Annotated in this window: 11 protein-coding genes and 1 pseudogene; 6 read left to right on the forward strand and 6 right to left on the reverse strand. The window is 70.2% G+C overall.

Features of this window, described 5'->3' with window-relative positions:
* Positions 1-13 precede the first annotated feature (13 nt).
* Entirely contained in the window at positions 14-427 is a 414-nt protein-coding gene (locus tag SGLAU_RS31710; RefSeq protein WP_043506009.1) for a nuclear transport factor 2 family protein, read from the forward strand.
* A 948-nt stretch (positions 428-1375) separates the two neighbouring features.
* Here the strand turns inward: SGLAU_RS31710 and SGLAU_RS31720 are convergent.
* The 4 genes and pseudogenes from SGLAU_RS31720 to SGLAU_RS31735 all read right to left on the reverse strand — a co-directional run bounded on the left by SGLAU_RS31720 (position 1376) and on the right by SGLAU_RS31735 (position 5820).
* Complete coding sequence (locus SGLAU_RS31720) at positions 1376-2581, reverse strand: glycosyltransferase (protein ID WP_078957993.1); 1206 nt, start codon at positions 2579-2581, stop codon at positions 1376-1378.
* The gene (locus SGLAU_RS31725; RefSeq protein ID WP_244315371.1) at positions 2581-3759 is read right to left on the reverse strand and encodes a glycosyltransferase 87 family protein; all 1179 of its coding nucleotides are present in this window, start codon (positions 3757-3759) and stop codon (positions 2581-2583) included. The genes SGLAU_RS31720 and SGLAU_RS31725 overlap by 1 nt, the downstream gene beginning before the upstream one ends.
* A gap of 1069 nt (positions 3760-4828) precedes the next feature.
* Positions 4829-5005: pseudogene (locus tag SGLAU_RS35055) on the reverse strand (hydroxyurea phosphotransferase); the annotation flags it as partial.
* A 215-nt stretch (positions 5006-5220) separates the two neighbouring features.
* Positions 5221-5820: an NAD(P)H-dependent oxidoreductase gene (locus SGLAU_RS31735; protein ID WP_043506011.1), complete on the reverse strand. Its 600-nt coding sequence runs from the start codon at positions 5818-5820 to the stop codon at positions 5221-5223.
* A 435-nt stretch (positions 5821-6255) separates the two neighbouring features.
* Between SGLAU_RS31735 and SGLAU_RS31740 the strand changes: the two genes are divergently transcribed.
* The 3 genes from SGLAU_RS31740 to SGLAU_RS31750 all read left to right on the forward strand — a co-directional run bounded on the left by SGLAU_RS31740 (position 6256) and on the right by SGLAU_RS31750 (position 9805).
* Entirely contained in the window at positions 6256-7218 is a 963-nt protein-coding gene (locus tag SGLAU_RS31740) for an AraC family transcriptional regulator (protein ID WP_043506013.1), read from the forward strand.
* A 1302-nt stretch (positions 7219-8520) separates the two neighbouring features.
* Positions 8521-9354, forward strand: coding sequence for a class I SAM-dependent methyltransferase (locus tag SGLAU_RS31745; RefSeq protein ID WP_052414010.1), 834 nt, complete (start codon positions 8521-8523; stop codon positions 9352-9354).
* 232 nt (positions 9355-9586) lie between these two features.
* Positions 9587-9805, forward strand: coding sequence for a hypothetical protein (locus SGLAU_RS31750; protein WP_318536235.1), 219 nt, complete (start codon positions 9587-9589; stop codon positions 9803-9805).
* A 339-nt stretch (positions 9806-10144) separates the two neighbouring features.
* On the opposite strand, the gene SGLAU_RS31755 is transcribed toward SGLAU_RS31750, so the two are convergent.
* Positions 10145-10336: a hypothetical protein gene (locus SGLAU_RS31755; protein ID WP_043506014.1), complete on the reverse strand. Its 192-nt coding sequence runs from the start codon at positions 10334-10336 to the stop codon at positions 10145-10147.
* A gap of 1822 nt (positions 10337-12158) precedes the next feature.
* Positions 12159-13082, reverse strand: coding sequence for a LysR family transcriptional regulator (locus tag SGLAU_RS31760; protein ID WP_052414011.1), 924 nt, complete (start codon positions 13080-13082; stop codon positions 12159-12161).
* Positions 13083-13157: 75 nt separating this feature from the next.
* On the opposite strand from SGLAU_RS31760, the gene SGLAU_RS31765 reads away from it, so the two are divergent.
* Both SGLAU_RS31765 and SGLAU_RS31770 read left to right on the forward strand, forming a co-directional pair.
* Positions 13158-13601 carry a hypothetical protein gene (locus SGLAU_RS31765; RefSeq protein ID WP_099052885.1) on the forward strand — a complete coding sequence of 148 codons (444 nt, stop codon included), beginning with the start codon at positions 13158-13160 and terminating at the stop codon, positions 13599-13601.
* Complete coding sequence (locus SGLAU_RS31770) at positions 13594-15213, forward strand: multicopper oxidase family protein (RefSeq protein ID WP_052414012.1); 1620 nt, start codon at positions 13594-13596, stop codon at positions 15211-15213. The genes SGLAU_RS31765 and SGLAU_RS31770 overlap by 8 nt, the downstream gene beginning before the upstream one ends.
* Positions 15214-15587: the final 374 nt, after the last annotated feature.

The raw sequence follows: 15587 nt of genomic DNA on the forward strand, positions 1-15587 counted from the left end.
CATGGTTGTGCATATGACGCAGGCCGACCAGCACCCTCATGTCCGTACGGCTCTCCGCTACCACGAGGCGGTGGCCCGACTGGCTGCACCGGAGGAACTCGCGGAGTTCCTGCACCCGGACATGATCCACTCCCAGTTGCCCAACGCCGTGTTCCCTGCCGGTGCCGAGCGCGATCTCGCGGAGACACTCGCCGCGTCCGCCCGGGCTCGCACGTTGCTCAGCGATCAGAGCTACGAGGTGATCAACGCGGTGGCCTGCGGCGACCAGGTCGCACTGGAGATCAGGTGGTCCGGCACGCTTGCCGTCGGCTTCGGCGACCTGCCGGAAGGCCACGTCATGCGCGCACACATCGCGGCCTTCCTCGAATTCCGTGACGGCAGGATCGTCGCTCAGCGCAACTACGACTGTTACGAGCCCCTCACCTGACGCCAGCCGCGACACGCCCTGGCCGGCCGCCCCGGCCGACCCGCCCATCGACCCGGCCCAGGCCACGCTGGGGGGGGCGTGAACAGCGCGCCAAGAGTCGTGCATCGGCCCCCATCTCGGGCCGCCGGGAACCACCGTGCACAGTCACGGCCGGGACGAGATTCCCGGCACCGGCTACAGCGACCACGACCTGGTCATGTTCCTCAAGGGCGCTGGCGTGGCCGACCCGGAGGCCATCTGGGAGGTCCCGCGGTGTATGGAGTGGCGCGGAGGCCGTGCCCACGAGTTCGGCGCCGTTGACGTCCGAGCGGCGGGCAGCGGCCGGACAGGGCGGTCCAGCCTGGCCGCGGTGGCTACTGCCAGGGCTTCGGTAGCGCGAGCCGCGGGGCTCTGAGGCAGGCGGGCGGGTTGGTGAGGAACTTGACCTCCAGGCGGGCCCTGAGGGGGCGGGCGACGCCCTGAACGGCGCTCTGGCCTTTCGCGGGGGTCAGGCCGGCGCCAGTTGCGGGCTGCTGCCGAGCGGGCGACGGGTCGGGCGGTTGTCACGGGCGCGGGAACGTTGTCCCGGGTCACGACGCTGCCCCCTTGAGCAGAGGTATCGAGACAGCGGACACCTGTGGTGGTGTCGTCCGCGGGGGAGCGCGCCGCGCGGTCGGCGGTCCTGCTGCGGCTCTCTGCTGGGGCCGGTGTCGTGCCAGGGAGCACCGAGGGCCGACGGGGTCGTGGCCTCCCGATCCGCAGCAGCTGCTCACGGTACATGCCTCGTCCGGCACTGAGGCGGCAAATCGACTGAGGGTCGGCCGCCCACCGGGGGGCGGCGCCACGCCCGTCTCCTCCCAGCGAGCGCTCTCCCGAGTGGCCGGCTCAACCCAGTCGGCAAGGCGGGGACGACCGGCCGCGGCTGTCATGGCGCGAATCTGTGTTCCAACCGGGGACGGCCCCGTGCCCCTACCGCACCGGCATCCCACGAACTCCGCCGCTTCGCCGATAGAGGAAGCGGTCGACGCAGAGAAAGCGCAGGGCGAAAACCAGGACCAAGGTCGTCGCCGTGGCGGGGACCGGTGAGAGGCCGAGGCCGGAGACCAGAAGCACCGTGACGGGGAGAACGATCACCAGATCGGCATTGGCCAGGGCCGCGAAGCCCACAAACCTCGTCCGCGCGTTGAGACGCCGTCGGCCGCGGTACAGCACCTTGTCGATGAGTACGAAGTTCCATGCCATCCCGAACTGGTGGGCGATGGCGTTCGCGGCTGTGTAGTGCAGTGCTGTGTAGTGGGTGAGGGCCCACAGGACGGCGAGGTTCGGCAGGAATCCGGACAGGCCGATCAGGCCGAAGGCAATGGCGCGGCCGACTGCACCGCTGCTGCGGAGCCGGAAGAGGTGGTGCAGAAAGCGAAGCCCTTCCCCGAAAGTCGACTTGGACTCGCCGGCGTGACGCGCATGGAATTCGTAGGCCAGTTCGGTGATCATGCGCGGGCGGCAACGCACGATGAGTTCCAGAAGGATCTTGTACCCCAGGGGCCGTAGGGCATCGGCGTGCTGTGCCTGGTCCACTACTTCACGGCGGATGGCGAAGTATCCGCTCATCGGGTCGCTGACACCGCGGAGCGCTCTCGGGAAGAGGGCCTTGGCCAAGGAGGTTGACGCGCCGGAGACCAGGACCCGGTACCACGAGTCCAGACCGCGACGGCTACCACCGTCCGTGTAGCGGCTTGCGACGACGAGCTCCGCACCAGACCTCTCTCCTCGGTCGATGAGATCGGGCAGGAGTGAGGGCGGGTGCTGGAGGTCCGCATCCATCACCACGATCCACCGGGACTCGGTCCGCATGATGCCCTCCATGACGGCGCCTCCCAGCCCTCCCACGCGGTCTGGCCTGTGGTACAGGGAGACGGGCAGAGGAATTCGTGCGGCGGCTTTCCGTATGCCCTCAGGAGTGTCATCCGTCGAATCGTCGACGAAGAGGACCGACGCGTCGTGCCCTTGCGGCAAGGCCGCGGATATCTGACTCAGCAGCTCGTCTATGTTGGCGGCCTCGTTGAAGGTCGGAATCACGATGGTGATCCCGCGGTCGACCGTGTGGGGTGTGGCTCCGCCTGCCGTGGCGGTGGCCTGCTCGGGGTCGGGATCCGGCAGTGACGAACTGGTGGTCATCATTCCTCCCGGGAGAGGTGGGAAGGGTGGGCAGTTGCTGGTCCGATCAGGGATCCCGGAGGCCGGCCTGCCGGGGGCGTGTGTCGACCGCGGAGGTCCGCAACGGCGGCGGCCAGCACTGTCATGAAGATGATCATGTAGAAATTGGCAAGCACGAAAGCAAGTGGTCCGTCCGCCAGAACAGGTGTCGCATCGTCGTCCATCGGATCGGCCAGGGCCAACACACCCGGCAGAGCACACGCCACGAGCACCAGCGTCGGCAACCACCTGTTACGCCGGCCGGGTCGGCCCACCACGGACACCAGAAACACGCCCAACGGCACCAGCCACACCCAGTGGTGCCCCCAGGACCAGGGAGACACGGCCGCCGCGCACAGGCCGCACAGCGATACCCCCAACAGTCGCTCGCCACGTCGGGTCGCCCACGCGGCGAGCGACAACGCCGCGACGCCGACCGCGGCACCAAAGACGAGCCACAACCACAGGGCAGGAGTCTCCGGCACGCCGTTCTTCAGCAGGAGTCCTCGCAGTGACTGGTTGTGCCTCGACGCCGGATCGACGTGGATCCGGCTGAGGTCGGTGAACATGCCCCGCAGCCAGTAGTCGGTCGCGGCGGCGGGAACCAGGAGGAAGCTCACCAGGACGGTCCCCGCCGCGGTGGCCGACGCCACGGCGGCCTGCCTGTACTTCCGCGTCACGATCAGGTAGGCGACGAAGACGAGTGGGGTGAGCTTCAGCGCGGCCGCGAGCCCCACGCCCACACCGCGGACCGGATGATCCGTGCGTCCCGTCAGATCGGCCAGTACCAATGCGACCAGGAGCAGATTGATCTGGCCGTCGATGAAGTTGCTGTGCACCGATTCGAGCGCGAACGACGCGCCGGACACGGCGATCACCGCGGGAACGAGGAGGTGTGTCCTCGTCAGGCCGAGCGAACGCCAGGACAGCGCCACGATGAACACCAGCAGGGACGTGTTCAGCAACACCACGAGGACCCTGGCGGCTTCCGCGCTCAGCGGGGACAACGGGGTGAAGACCAGTGCCGCGAAGGGCGGATACGTGAAGCGGAAGTCGTACCACACCGGCTCGTTGTAGAGGTCCCGGCCGGCCAGCACCGCCTCGCCGCCTGCTCGATAGACCTCGAGATCGACCGAGTCGGCGCGCATCGCGAGCACCATGCTCACGAGCCCGAACAGACCACAGGCACAGACAAGGAAGGAGGAGCCGACCCTACGTGCGGTCGGCCGGGTGTGTCGCAGCTTCACGGGAGTCCCTTGGGGTGAAGGAATGACGCCGTCTTCGCCGGCCGGTCGGGCACGTTCAGACGCCGGAGATCGGGCCAGATCTGCGACGGGGGTATCTTCTGATGGCTGGACAGCGGTATCGGCCGGCCCAGGTAGTCGGTGTCGGTGCCCCGGTCCGTTGTCGACGGAGAGGTCTTCGGGTCGAGAACATGTGAGGCACCCGGCGGGGGAGCCAGGTGCCGTTCGGGGGCGCGGCGGAGGCGGTCCAGGAGGCGGTCCAGTTCGCTGTCGGTGAGCACGTCCGCGGCACGCAGGCGCAGTGGAGTTGTCGCGCTCCTGCGGGCGCAGCACCGTGAGGCCGAGGGTCGTGAGTTCCTCGCACGGGACGTGGAGCTCCTCCTCGGCCTCCTTGTGGATCCGGTCCGGGCAAAGCCCGGACGGCACCTGGTCCTGGCCGTCGCACTTCCCCGCGTACTCCACGGCGAACACGCTGCGGTCGGCCCGGGGGACCCGCGTGCCCACGGTCGTTCCGACGATGGTCTTCTCCGGCGGATCCCATTCGTTGCGCACGCTGGCCAGACTCATGGCACTCCTCATTGGCTGTCGGCACGGATGCGACAATCTCCCGAGAGCGAACAGCAGTTGCCCGTCGGGACGTCAACGGGTACTCATTCGCGAGAGCCCCGCCGGGAGAGGAACCGGTGGACTACGGCTGCCTGGGGAAAATGACCTTCGACGGTCGAGGAAACCCGGTCATGAGAATCGCTCCGTCGCGGTCGGCGAACTCATGGGCCGACTTTCGCGGCCGCCCGTATCCGATGCATTGCGCGCTGCCATTCAATTCGCGGTGAGCATAGCGAATTCGAGGCGCCGACGGCGAGTACGGCCGGTGTTCGACTGGAGATCCTCGGCAGTCGAACGCGAAACTCTGCCGGGGAAAGCCTAATCGGCGGTGCCGGACAGCACCGCCGATTCCCTCGACGCCAACTCCGCCGGGTGCGCGTCAACGGTTCTGGAGTGCCTCCGCCATCGCGACGGAGGACGGGACCAGGGCGGAGCCACCGCCCTCGATGTCCCCCAGCTCGTCCTGCAGCAGCCGCTCCGGCGTCCAGCCGGCCGCACGCCCACGGTCCAGGCCGAGGACCTCGGTGAGCAGGTAGAACCGATCCCGCCCCACACGCGCTGGCCGTGTTCCCACACCATCGCTCTCCACCCAGGCCGGTGTCCTGGGCAACTGCGTGCCGGCCGCGGCACGGATCTCGGGGAACGCGGCCGTCATGTCGGTGCCCTGCCTTGGGCACAGCAGGACTCGGACGCCGGTGTGTGCGGCGAGCCGGGCACAGAAGCCGTCCTTCTCCAGATTGCGACATGTCTTGCAAGGGCGTCTGACCTGCCTCATTTCGCCAGGCGGGCATGGATGGCTTCACTGATGGTCCGCACCGCGCGGTCGACACTCCGCACCCTGGTCTCTGGGGAGAGCTGTTCGGATTCGTAAATGAATGCTGTGGAGCCGCGCCGGCTGCCGCAGTAGTCGACGATGCCGTGCTCGATCTGCGTCCGCAGCGCACTCTCGTACCCGTGGCGCTCGTACGCACCGGAGTCGTCGCCGGCGATGGGGAGAAGATGGGTGGTGAGGTTCTGCAGTTTCGGCCGCAGGCCCGAAGCGGGGGAGTGCTCGAAGGCCCAGCCGTTAACGAAGACACGGTCGATCCACCCCTTCAACAGCGCAGGCATCGACCACCAATACACGGGGAAGACCAACACAAGATCGGTAGCACGCTCAAGTCGACGGTGCTCAGCCATGACGTCAGCCGGATAGTTGCCGCCCTCGTGGTACGCCCGACGATCCGCCGGAGTGAACCGGGGGTCGAACCGCTCCTCGGACAGGTCGGCAATCTCGACCGAACCGGGTTGAAGAGCTGCCTCAAGCCTTCCCAGCACGTAATGCGTCAGGGACCGGGGGTCCGGGTTGGCGGCGACTAGCAGGGTATGCATTGATGGCTCCAGTTACGTGAAAACGGACGCTAACAAGTGGTGCGGCTGTACAGGATGGCGCGAGGTGCTCCGCCTCCCGGAGTGCAGTACGCCAGGCCGGGGCCCGCGGGACTCAGCACCGCCAGGCTTTCGCTGCTGTGGTCCGCAGGGCGAAGTCCTCTAAGGCCCGCGGCGCGCGTCCCAGCACGGTGGCGACGTCGTCCGTCGTCCAGGCGGCGGCCCCGCGCTCGGCTGACTGGAACGAGAGGCGGCGCGCACGGGTGTGTCGCGCAGCCGCAACCGGGCGGCCACCCGCCGGCCCGTGTTGCCCGTCGCGCCGAGGACGAGAGTGATGTCGTTGCTCATGACAGCGAGCCAACAGCACGCGCCCGGACGGTTCCATAGGTGATACGCCAGATCACCTGGGCAATCGTCTGGATCGTTTAGCCTTGGCGTGTGGATGCTTTCGGCGACCTGCTGCGCGGATTGCGGGCCCAGGGCTCGTTGTTCGGCAGCTCGACCCTGACCCCGCCCTGGTCGCTGCACTTCGTGGACGGCGCGCCGCTGACTTTGTGCACCGTTCTCTCCGGAGGCGGCTGGGTCGTGCCGGAGCTCCACCCGCCCGAGCGTCTGGGCACCGGCGATACGGTGATCGTGCGGGGCCCCACGCCGTTCCTCTTCGTCGACGAAGTGGGCACCAGGGCCGAACCCGTCGCGTGCGGCGCGTTCTGCTCGACGCCCGAGCAGGGCGGGACCCGGTACCGGCTCGGCTGGCACGACGCCGGTATCGGCGGGGACGACACGACGACCCTGGTCGTCGGTGCCTATCCGGTGCGCGCCGAGATCAGTCGCAGGCTGCTGAACGCGCTGCCCGTCGTACTGCGCGTGGGGTCCGGCGGCGGGCCCGACCCCGTGTGGGACCATCTCGCCGCCGAGGTCGCCGCCGACACGCCGGGCCAGCAGGTCGTCCTCGACCGGCTGCTGGACTGGATGCTGGTGTGCGCGCTGCGCGAGTACTTCGACCGGCCCGGCGGTACTCCGCCGGGCTGGTACTCCGCCGGGCGCGACCCGGTGGTGGGCGCCGCGCTGTGCCTGCTGCACGGGGAACCGGCAGCTCCGTGGACGGTTGCCTCGCTGGCCAGCCGGACCGGCGTGTCGCGGGCCACGCTGGCGAAGCGGTTCACCGACCTGGTCGGCGAACCGCCGCTGACCTACCTCACCCAATGGCGCATGACGCTCGCGGCGGACCTGCTGACCGAGCGTGAGACGGTGACGGTCGCTGAGGTCGCCCGCGCCGTGGGCTACTCCGACGCGTTCGCGTTCAGCGCAGCGTTCAAACGGGCCCGCGGCATCAGCCCCAGCGCGTACCGGCGCACCGCAACGGCCCCACTCCCGCAGTCGGCCGGCACACTCCCATGACACGTCCGCCAGTCCGGCTCGCTGTGGTCCGGCCTGTCCGGTGGGCGAGCCGGGGTGGTGGCCGGGGGTGCTGACGGGCGGGGCGCCGGTCCGCCGGCGCGGATGGCCTTCAGCGCGGTGCTGACCAGGGCGCGGACGACGGCCCACGCCCAACCCGAACCCCCTGAGCCACCCACCGTAGTCGTCCCTCCCCCCAACATCGTCGTCCCTCCTGGAGCCGTAGTCGTCCCTCCCCCCAACGCAGTCGTCCTTGGACCTGTGTCATCCCTCCTGTAGGGCCCTGACGCCAGGACTTCGTTCTCGTCGCCGGAGACGCCGGCCGAACCCGCCTCCCCCCCCGTATCCGACGCTTGGGTCAGGGTCAGGCACCACCTGGAGGAAGACGACGACCCCGACGCCTTCGCCATCAGCAGGCGGACATCGTGCCCACGATGGAGAGGGCACCGGCCAAAGCGGCGGCTGCGGCGATGGTAGGTACACGCATTGGTTGTCTCCCCTTGTCGGAGGTAGGGACATGTCCAGCACATAGGTCAGCCCCGTAGCTCGCATGGGCAGTTACGCCGCCTGGGAGCGCATGCACTCGTTCGCTCCACCCCAGGTGCGTTACTTCGACGAGGGGGTACATCCCACACCACTGCCAGGTACACGCCCCCTCGCCCGCCGGCCATGAGGCAAGACGGCCGGCACCGCCCGCACACCACCGCCTGCCTCGCGTCGAGTCCCTGACGAGCCGGGTTACAGGGCGCGGCGCGCGTTCGTCCTGGCAGCAGGCCCCCCGGGGCGTCCCGGGGCCTGCTGCCGGGCAAAGGGGAAGCCCGCCTCTGGCTGACCCCGGCGTGTCTGTCCCGCCGGTCTCCGGTTGCGGCCGGGTCAGGTGCGGGGAGGGGGCCCGGGCGGGCGCGTTCACCACTGCCGGGGACACTGCACTCCGTCACGATGGCCTCCGCCTGGGCATCGACCACATCGCCCCCGTCACCGCACCGACCCCGCACAGGTCATCACGCTCTTGGCCGTCACCCGCCGCATCCACAAAACCGGCCACCCCTGTCCGCAGATTCCAGAAGGAGGCTCGCAGGCGGCGGAGGCACCTGTGACCGCACGCAATCCGAGCCGGCGTCGAGTGACGTGGTTGCCGGTGGCCGGCCGCCGCTGTGCGTGAAAGAGCGCGGGCGTCCGTGTCGGTCGACGATCAGGTGCTTGGCGCTCGGCCCTGACCCAGGGGGCTTTCGACTGAGTACTGCGTCCCGGACGTTGCAGCCATCGGCGGGGAACTTGTGCGGTGCAGCAACTAGGGTACGGCGTATGAGCCAGACTCCCGTCGATCCCGTCGCGCACAACCGTCTCGCCTGGGACCGCGAGGTGGAGGAGGGCAACGAGTGGTCACGCCCGGTCGGCCCCGAGGTGATCGCGAAGGCGCGGGCCGGCCAGTGGTCCATCGTCCTGATCGGGTACGAGCCGGTCGACCCGACCTGGTTCCCGCCGGAGATCGCCGGTCGCGACGTGCTCTGCCTCGCCTCCGGCGGCGGGCAGCAGGGTCCGGTGCTGGCCGCGGCGGGCGCGCGGGTGACCGTCTTCGACAACTCGCCCCGCCAACTGGCGCAGGACGAGATGGTCGCGGCGCGGGAGGGGCTCGACCTACGCACCGTGCTCGGCGACGCGCGCGACCTGAGCCCGTTCCCGGACGCCTCGTTCGACCTTGTCGTCCACCCGGTCTCCAACCTGTTCATCCCGGAGCTGGCGCCGGTCTGGCGCGAGTGCCACCGCGTGCTGCGCGCCGGCGGGACGCTGCTGTCCGGCTTCCTCAACCCGGACGTCTACCTCTTCGACGCCGAGTCCATGGAAGCGCGCGGCGAGCTGGTGGTACGCCACCGCCTGCCCTACAGCGACCTCACCCACCTGGAGCCCGCCGAGCGGGAACGGCTGTGGGGCCTCGACGCGCCGGTGGAGTACAGCCACACGCTCACCGATCAGCTCGGCGGGCAGATCGCGGCGGGCTTCGCCATCACCGGCTTCACCGAGGCGCCGCACCACTCGGACGCCACCGCCGGCTGGCTCTCCGGCTACTTCGCCACGAAAGCGGTCAAGGCCGGCGCCGGTCACTCACCCTCCACCGGCCGCGGGCCAGGTCAGCAGTGAAGTGGGCAGCGACCCTGCTGATACACACACCGGGAACACCCCTGCCGCGTCGCTCATCGTGCAGGAAACCGCGGGGCACCCGTACCACGCATGACCGCCTCGACATCGACGCCATCGACAAACTCCTCACCGTCCGATAGCCATCGGCAGAACTTGTGCGGTGCAGGATCACTGGCACAGAGATCACATGGCTTGTCGGTGGCGGCGGTGTTGTGCCTGCAACGATGCGCCTGTGAGCTACGACCTCGCTGTGCGGGACGGCGCCCGTCCAATGGACGATCGTGCTGCGAGCTCGACGTACGACGAGCTCTACGAGCGCTATCCGGAGTCGGACGATGTCGTCATGCCCCCGGCGCCGCGCATAGTGGCGTATGTGGAAGCCCTTGTCGCGCGATACCCGGACGACGTCGATCGCAGTGTCGTGTGGGGCGTCGCCCCTGGTCATCGATGAGGCATCAGGCCCGATCGTGTACCTGCTCATGTCCTACGGCGGAGCTGAGGAAGTATCTGAGTACGCCGCTGCACTGGCTCGCGAGAACGGCCTCCTCTGCTTCGATCCGCAGGGGGGCCTCGGCGCCACCCGGGCACCGCAGTACGAGGGGAGCAACATGGCTGAGGTGCTGGTCTTCCACCATGACAGCGCCTACGCTGCGCTGCTCCGGAGCCCGGATCCGGGACGGGTGCCGGGGCCTTGGCGGCACCGCCCCACAGCGGAAAGGGCTCGTGTGCAAGCAGGCGGCGCGCCAGGCCCGCTGCCCGCCGGGCCGGTGCGGTCCGCTGTGCGCGGGGCCTAGTTGGTCAGTTTCGTGGCGGTGGCCATGCCCGCGTACATGGTGGCCATCTGGGCGTGGAGCATCGCCTCCGCGTGGTCCCTCTCCTCCTTGCGGAGTGTCCAGTTCTGGAAGGCCTCGTTGGCCTTCTGGCTGTGCCGCCACGCCAGGTCGCTGTACTTAGAGGCGATGTTGTCGCTCAAGTTGCTCATGGGGCCCCCTGTTGTCGATCTGCGTCCGTGTCGGGCCAGCCTACGGATCGGGCAGTGATCATGAAAGTCGAACGCCGGGCAGTCGACTGGAGTGACTCCGAGCCGGGTCTGAGGCCGGGGAATGTCTACGTCGAGCTGGTCGGCGGCCCGGCGGACCCTGCACGGCCGTGCCGGGGGTCTTCTCGTCCCGCGCCCACTGTGGATCGCCCTTGGCGGGTCGTTGCCGCAGCCTCAGGCGTCCAGCTCGGGCAGCGGGGACCATCAAGGGACCGCCGACCGGCTACTACAGCGCCCCGACGCGCGCCGGGTCCCGCTGTTTCCTGGCCCACGGGTGGCGCCCATCAAAGGCTGGCCAGCGCGCTCAGGCCAGCTGCGCCCGGAGCCGGGTCGAATGGGAGCGTCGGCCGTGCGCGGCTGCGCCGAGCTGAGCTCGCGGCGGGCCGGCGTACGGTGATGGTCGCAGACGCCCCGGTCGTCGATGCAGCGACCGGCCGGGTGCGGGTGGTCTCCGAGCGGTGTGCCACCTGCGACTTCCGGCCCGGCAACCGCCGAAACCTCGCTCCCGGCCAGCTCGCCCGCCTGATCGCCGACTGCCTGGCCGACGAGGAGCACATCGTGTGCCACGAGACCGGAGACGCTGCGGACGCTCCCGGAGCGGTGTGCGCGGGGTTCGCCGCCCATCCGGACGCGGGCCGGTCGTCGGCACTGAGGGGCGCGGCCACCGGCCTGGCCGAGCTCCAGCACCCCGCCCGCGCGGACAGCCCGGCCGCTGAACGCGCCGAAGCCCGACTACTCGCTCGAACGGCACCTCCTGATGCGCGTGCACCGCACCGGCGAGTACCTGCACGCGTATCGCATCGTTGGCGGGGGTCGCTTCCTGACCACAGCGCCGACGCTCGGCCTTTCCCGTTCGGCTGGCCTGCCGAGCGCCTTGTCGGGGCTGCGGTACGGCCATGGCTCGACGCCCTCGGCGAGCACAGCGGGCTCTCGGACGAGTCCTGGCCGCGCTCGGGGCGTGCGGCTATCCGACGCCAGAAATCTGCCGAGGATCTGCCGGGCAGCGGCTTCCGGCGGATCGCTGGCGGATGTCTGGCAGGTCCTCCGGCGGATCAGGGAGCAGGCGGGCAGGGCGTCGTCGCCGTCGTCATCACGGCCGCCGCGCCCGCGCCCCGGGGCTCCGGCGGTACGCGTAGGCGTGGTCGGCGCCAGGCCCACGGCGGGCACACGTGCACGAGCACACCGTGCACACGAGTCGACGGCGACGGCCTGGAGGCTGTCGTGCGGCCTGTCGGCGCGACATCGATCCGCGCCGGTGCGCCCCCGGAAGCCCTCTCCCGGGCCGTGTCCGGCGCGGCGCACGGTCGAACGCATGGGGCCTGCAGGAGAAGTGGCGTATGCGGGGCGTGGTGACGGAAGGTGCCGCACGAAGCCGTACTGATCGGCGTCGACGTGCCTGTGTGCCGATGTGACAACTGCCGGTACTACTGCGAGCTGGACGAGACGGTGCCGGAACGCCGGGGGAGGGCTGCGGATGACGGGCTGACCCGGCCGATGGGAGACCCGGGTGAGGTCGGAAAGGAAGACGCGGCAGAGAGCCCCGGCGGCAGGTTTCCCCGCGGCGTCCCGGCGTGAGCGAGGTGCCCGGACGCGCGAGCCGGTGGGAGCGCAGGGCGGCGGGCCTGCGCCTCCACTACGCGGCGGCTCCGACGGCCCGCCCCACCCGCTTGACCCGCTCGATCCGTCCGACCCGCGCGCAGGACACGGCAGATCAACGTGCCCGTCCTGCTGCCGGTCCCCATCGCCTGCATACTCCGGGGACCGCCTACTGGCGCGGTCCGGAACGCCGGGTGCCAGCGTCGTGGTGGTCGCCTGCCGTGTTCCAGGGCCAGGTGGCGAGCGTCGTGTGCATCAGCCGGGCCGCGGGGGACGAGCGGGCGTCGGCGACCCGGTGGAGAGTGAGTGTGCGGCGGCAGGCGGGATCGTCGACGGCGATCCAGGCGACGGGCGCGTAGGTGTCGGCCCGCAGGGCCATGGTGGGGATCAGGGTCAGGCCGATCCCCGCGCCGACCAGGACCGCGGTGGCGGCCGGCTCGTCTCCTTCGCAGACGATGCGCGGCGTCAGGCCGGCGGCGCTGAACAGGTGGTCGAGCAGGCGGCGCTGCCAGTGGCCGGGTCGCGGGGCGACGAACGGCTCGTCCCGCAGTTCCGTGACGGTCACCGAGGAGCGTCCGGCGAGCCGGTGTCCTGGCGGGGTGGCCAGCCAGACCTGCTCGTCGTGAACGGCGAGACTGTCCAGTCCGTCGCGGGGAATCGGCTGCGAGGCGACGCACAGGTCGACCTCCCGAGCATGCAGGGCGCGGTACATGTCGGAGGCCGGGAGCTGGTAGAGCTGGACGTCGATGTCCGGATGGGCCTGCTTGAACGCGGCGAGCGGGCCGGTGACGGTCAGGAAGGTCTCCGAGGCCAGGCGGACGCTGCCGAAGCCGTCGCGGGCGAGTTCGGCCACGGCGCGGCGCCCCGCCTCCAGTTCCCCGAGGGAGCGTTCCACGTGCTCGCGAAAGCGCCGTCCCGCTTCGTTCAGCCGTAACCGGCCACCCCGGTCGAACAGAGCCGCGCCCAGCTCGGACTCCAGCCGTGCGATGGTGCGGCTCAGCGACGGCTGGGCGATGCGCAAGCGCTCGGCCGCCCCGCTGAGATGTTCCAGCTCGGCGACGACGAGGAACTGCTGCAGCGCATGGAGATCCACCGCCGTACCTCCTTCATAGCACCTGCGGCATAGCCAGTTAGCAATATAGATCTTTGACGGGATGCCTCGTCGGACATGAACGTGGAGGCCATGACCACCACATCGGAACAGCCGTCAGCAGCCGCCTCGGGGGCAGCGGCGACCGGCGCCGCAGGCCGCCTGTTTCGCGCTGCCGTCACGGCACACACCGTCGCGGCGTTCGGCCAACCCGTCTTCGCGGGCGTCTATCTGAGCGGTGCCGTCGGCGGACTTCACTGGCACGCCCGTGGCGCCGACATCGTCTTCTCCCTCGGCTTGATGCAGACCGTGGCGGGCACCGCGGCCTCGGTGCGGATGCGCCGCGTGTGGCCGGTGACGTTGTCCCTGCTGGTCGTAGCCGCCGAAACCGTCCAGTACATGGCCGGGCTCTCCGGCGCGCTCTGGCTGCACCTGCCCCTCGGGGCGGCGGTCATCGCCTCGCTCGCCGTGCTGTTCGTTGCCGCCTGGATACGGCCCCTGCCGAACGCCGCTCATGACTGAGCGGCACACCGCCCAAGGCGGCACCGCGTTGCCGCGGCGTCGGGTCCTGGGCATCGGCGGCGCGTTGGGGCTGATCGCCACCGGCGGGCTCGCGCTCGGCGGCGGCATGGCGCACCATCCGGCGCGCACCGGCGGCGAGTTGCGTACCGCCGTGCCTGTGCCGGAGCCGTCCACCGTGCCTCTGCCCGTGCCGCCCGTGCTGGCGCCGGCAGGGACGCACGACGGTGTCGACCGCTACGAGATCACCCAACGGCGCGTCACGGCTGAGATCCTGCCCGGCGTGCGGACGGAGCTGTGGACGTACAACGGCACCTTCCCCGGCCCCACCATCGAGTCGCGCCGCGGGCGGCCCGCCACCGTGGTGCACCGCAACGAACTGCCGGTGCCGACCGTCGTCCACCTGCACGGCGGGCGCACCCCGGCCGCCTCCGACGGCTACCCTACCGATCTCGTCCTCCCCGCCGGGTGGCCGGATCCCGCAGCAGGACACGGACATCATGGCGGCGACGCGCCGAAGATGCACGATGAGCGTGCCGCCACCAGCCGCCTCACGCGCACCTACACCTTCCCGATGGACCAGCGCGCCGCGCTCCTGTGGTACCACGACCACCGGATGGACTTCACCGCCCCGGCGATCTGGCGGGGGCTGGCAGGCCTGCACATCGTCCGCGACGACGTCGAGGACGCCCTCGACCTGCCCCGCGGACCGCGCGAGCTGCCCTTGATGATCACCGACCGCGCGTTCGCCGAGGACGGCTCGCTGGCCTACCCGGCCCTCGACCCGAACCTGCGCGACCGGCCCGGCGTGCGTGCCCCTTTCCTGGCCGGGGTGCTGGGCGATGTGATCCTGGTCAACGGCGCCCCCTGGCCCGTGCACGAGACCGACGCAGCGCGCCACCGGCTACGGCTGCTCAACGCCTCCAACGCCCGCCACTACGAGCTCGAGGCCGTCACCGACGACGGGCGGCGTCTGGACCTGGTCCAGATCGGGGCCGACCAAGGGCTGCTCGCCGCCCCCGTCACGCACACCTCACTGCCGATCGCCCCGGCCGAGCGCTACGACGTGATCATCGACTTCGCGGCTCTGCCACCCGGCAGCCGGGTGCGGCTGCGCAACCGGCTCGGTACCGGACGCACCCGCGAGGTCATGGCCTTCCGCATCGCGCGGGCAGCGAGGGACAACAGCCGGATCCCCGCCGCGCTCGCCGACGACCTGCCCACCTGGCGGCGTGCCGAGGCGAGTGCGGTCCGCGACTTCGCCTTCCGCGCCGGGCGCACACCGCACGGCCGCGGCTGGGTGATCGGAGACCGGGCGTTCGATCCGTCGCGCACCGATGTACGCACACGCCTCGGCGCCGTGGAGGTCTGGCGACTGGTCGCCGACGTCCACCACCCCATCCACCTGCACCTGGTCGGATTCCGGGTGCTCTCCCGGGGAGGACGACCGCCGCTGCCGCACGACGCCGGACTGAAGGACACCATCTCACTGCGCCCCGGCGAGTCGGCGGAAATCATCACCCGCTTCGACGGCTACCGAGGCCGCTACCTCTTCCATTGCCACAACGCCGAACACGAGGACATGGGAATGATGGCCAATCTCGAGATCATTTGAATCTCCCACAGCGCGCGTAGGGCGGTTTGTCGCTGTGCCGGGTCGTTGATGGCCTGGGGTGTGGTGGGGGTGTTGAGAAGTTTAGTGGGCGGTTAGGCCGGGGTGGGCAGCGCCGACGGGCTCGACGCCGCCCACGCCGGTCCGGGGCGGGCGTGGGCGGCGTGCGCTCAGAGAGCCGTTCCTGGTGGTCCGGGCCTGGTGAACGTCACACCCGTGATGGCGTTCGGGCCCGTAGACAGGCCCAGAAGGCCGGCCGTGGACGTCGAGGAAATGGACGCGAGTTTTGCGGGTCCTGTGGGCGCGTTCGACGTCTACAGCGAGAGATCCCCTTGGAGTCAGGACCCGACCTTCACCCTGGGCCTCGCAGCCTGGCC

This window comes from Streptomyces glaucescens (genome assembly GCF_000761215.1).
In the GTDB taxonomy this organism is placed as follows: domain Bacteria; phylum Actinomycetota; class Actinomycetes; order Streptomycetales; family Streptomycetaceae; genus Streptomyces; species Streptomyces glaucescens_B.

Excerpts from the sequence above, each read along its gene's own strand:
- SGLAU_RS31710 (WP_043506009.1), top strand. The coding sequence starts at position 14 with ATGACGCAGGCCGACCAGCACCCTCATGTCCGTACGGCTCTCCGCTAC.
- SGLAU_RS31720 (WP_078957993.1), bottom strand. The coding sequence starts at position 2,581 with ATGACCACCAGTTCGTCACTGCCGGATCCCGACCCCGAGCAGGCCACC.
- SGLAU_RS31725 (WP_244315371.1), bottom strand. The coding sequence starts at position 3,759 with ATGGTGCTCGCGATGCGCGCCGACTCGGTCGATCTCGAGGTCTATCGA.
- SGLAU_RS31735 (WP_043506011.1), bottom strand. The coding sequence starts at position 5,820 with ATGCATACCCTGCTAGTCGCCGCCAACCCGGACCCCCGGTCCCTGACG.
- SGLAU_RS31745 (WP_052414010.1), top strand. The coding sequence starts at position 8,521 with ATGAGCCAGACTCCCGTCGATCCCGTCGCGCACAACCGTCTCGCCTGG.
- SGLAU_RS31755 (WP_043506014.1), bottom strand. The coding sequence starts at position 10,336 with ATGAGCAACTTGAGCGACAACATCGCCTCTAAGTACAGCGACCTGGCG.
- SGLAU_RS31765 (WP_099052885.1), top strand. The coding sequence starts at position 13,158 with ATGAACGTGGAGGCCATGACCACCACATCGGAACAGCCGTCAGCAGCC.
- SGLAU_RS31770 (WP_052414012.1), top strand. The coding sequence starts at position 13,594 with ATGACTGAGCGGCACACCGCCCAAGGCGGCACCGCGTTGCCGCGGCGT.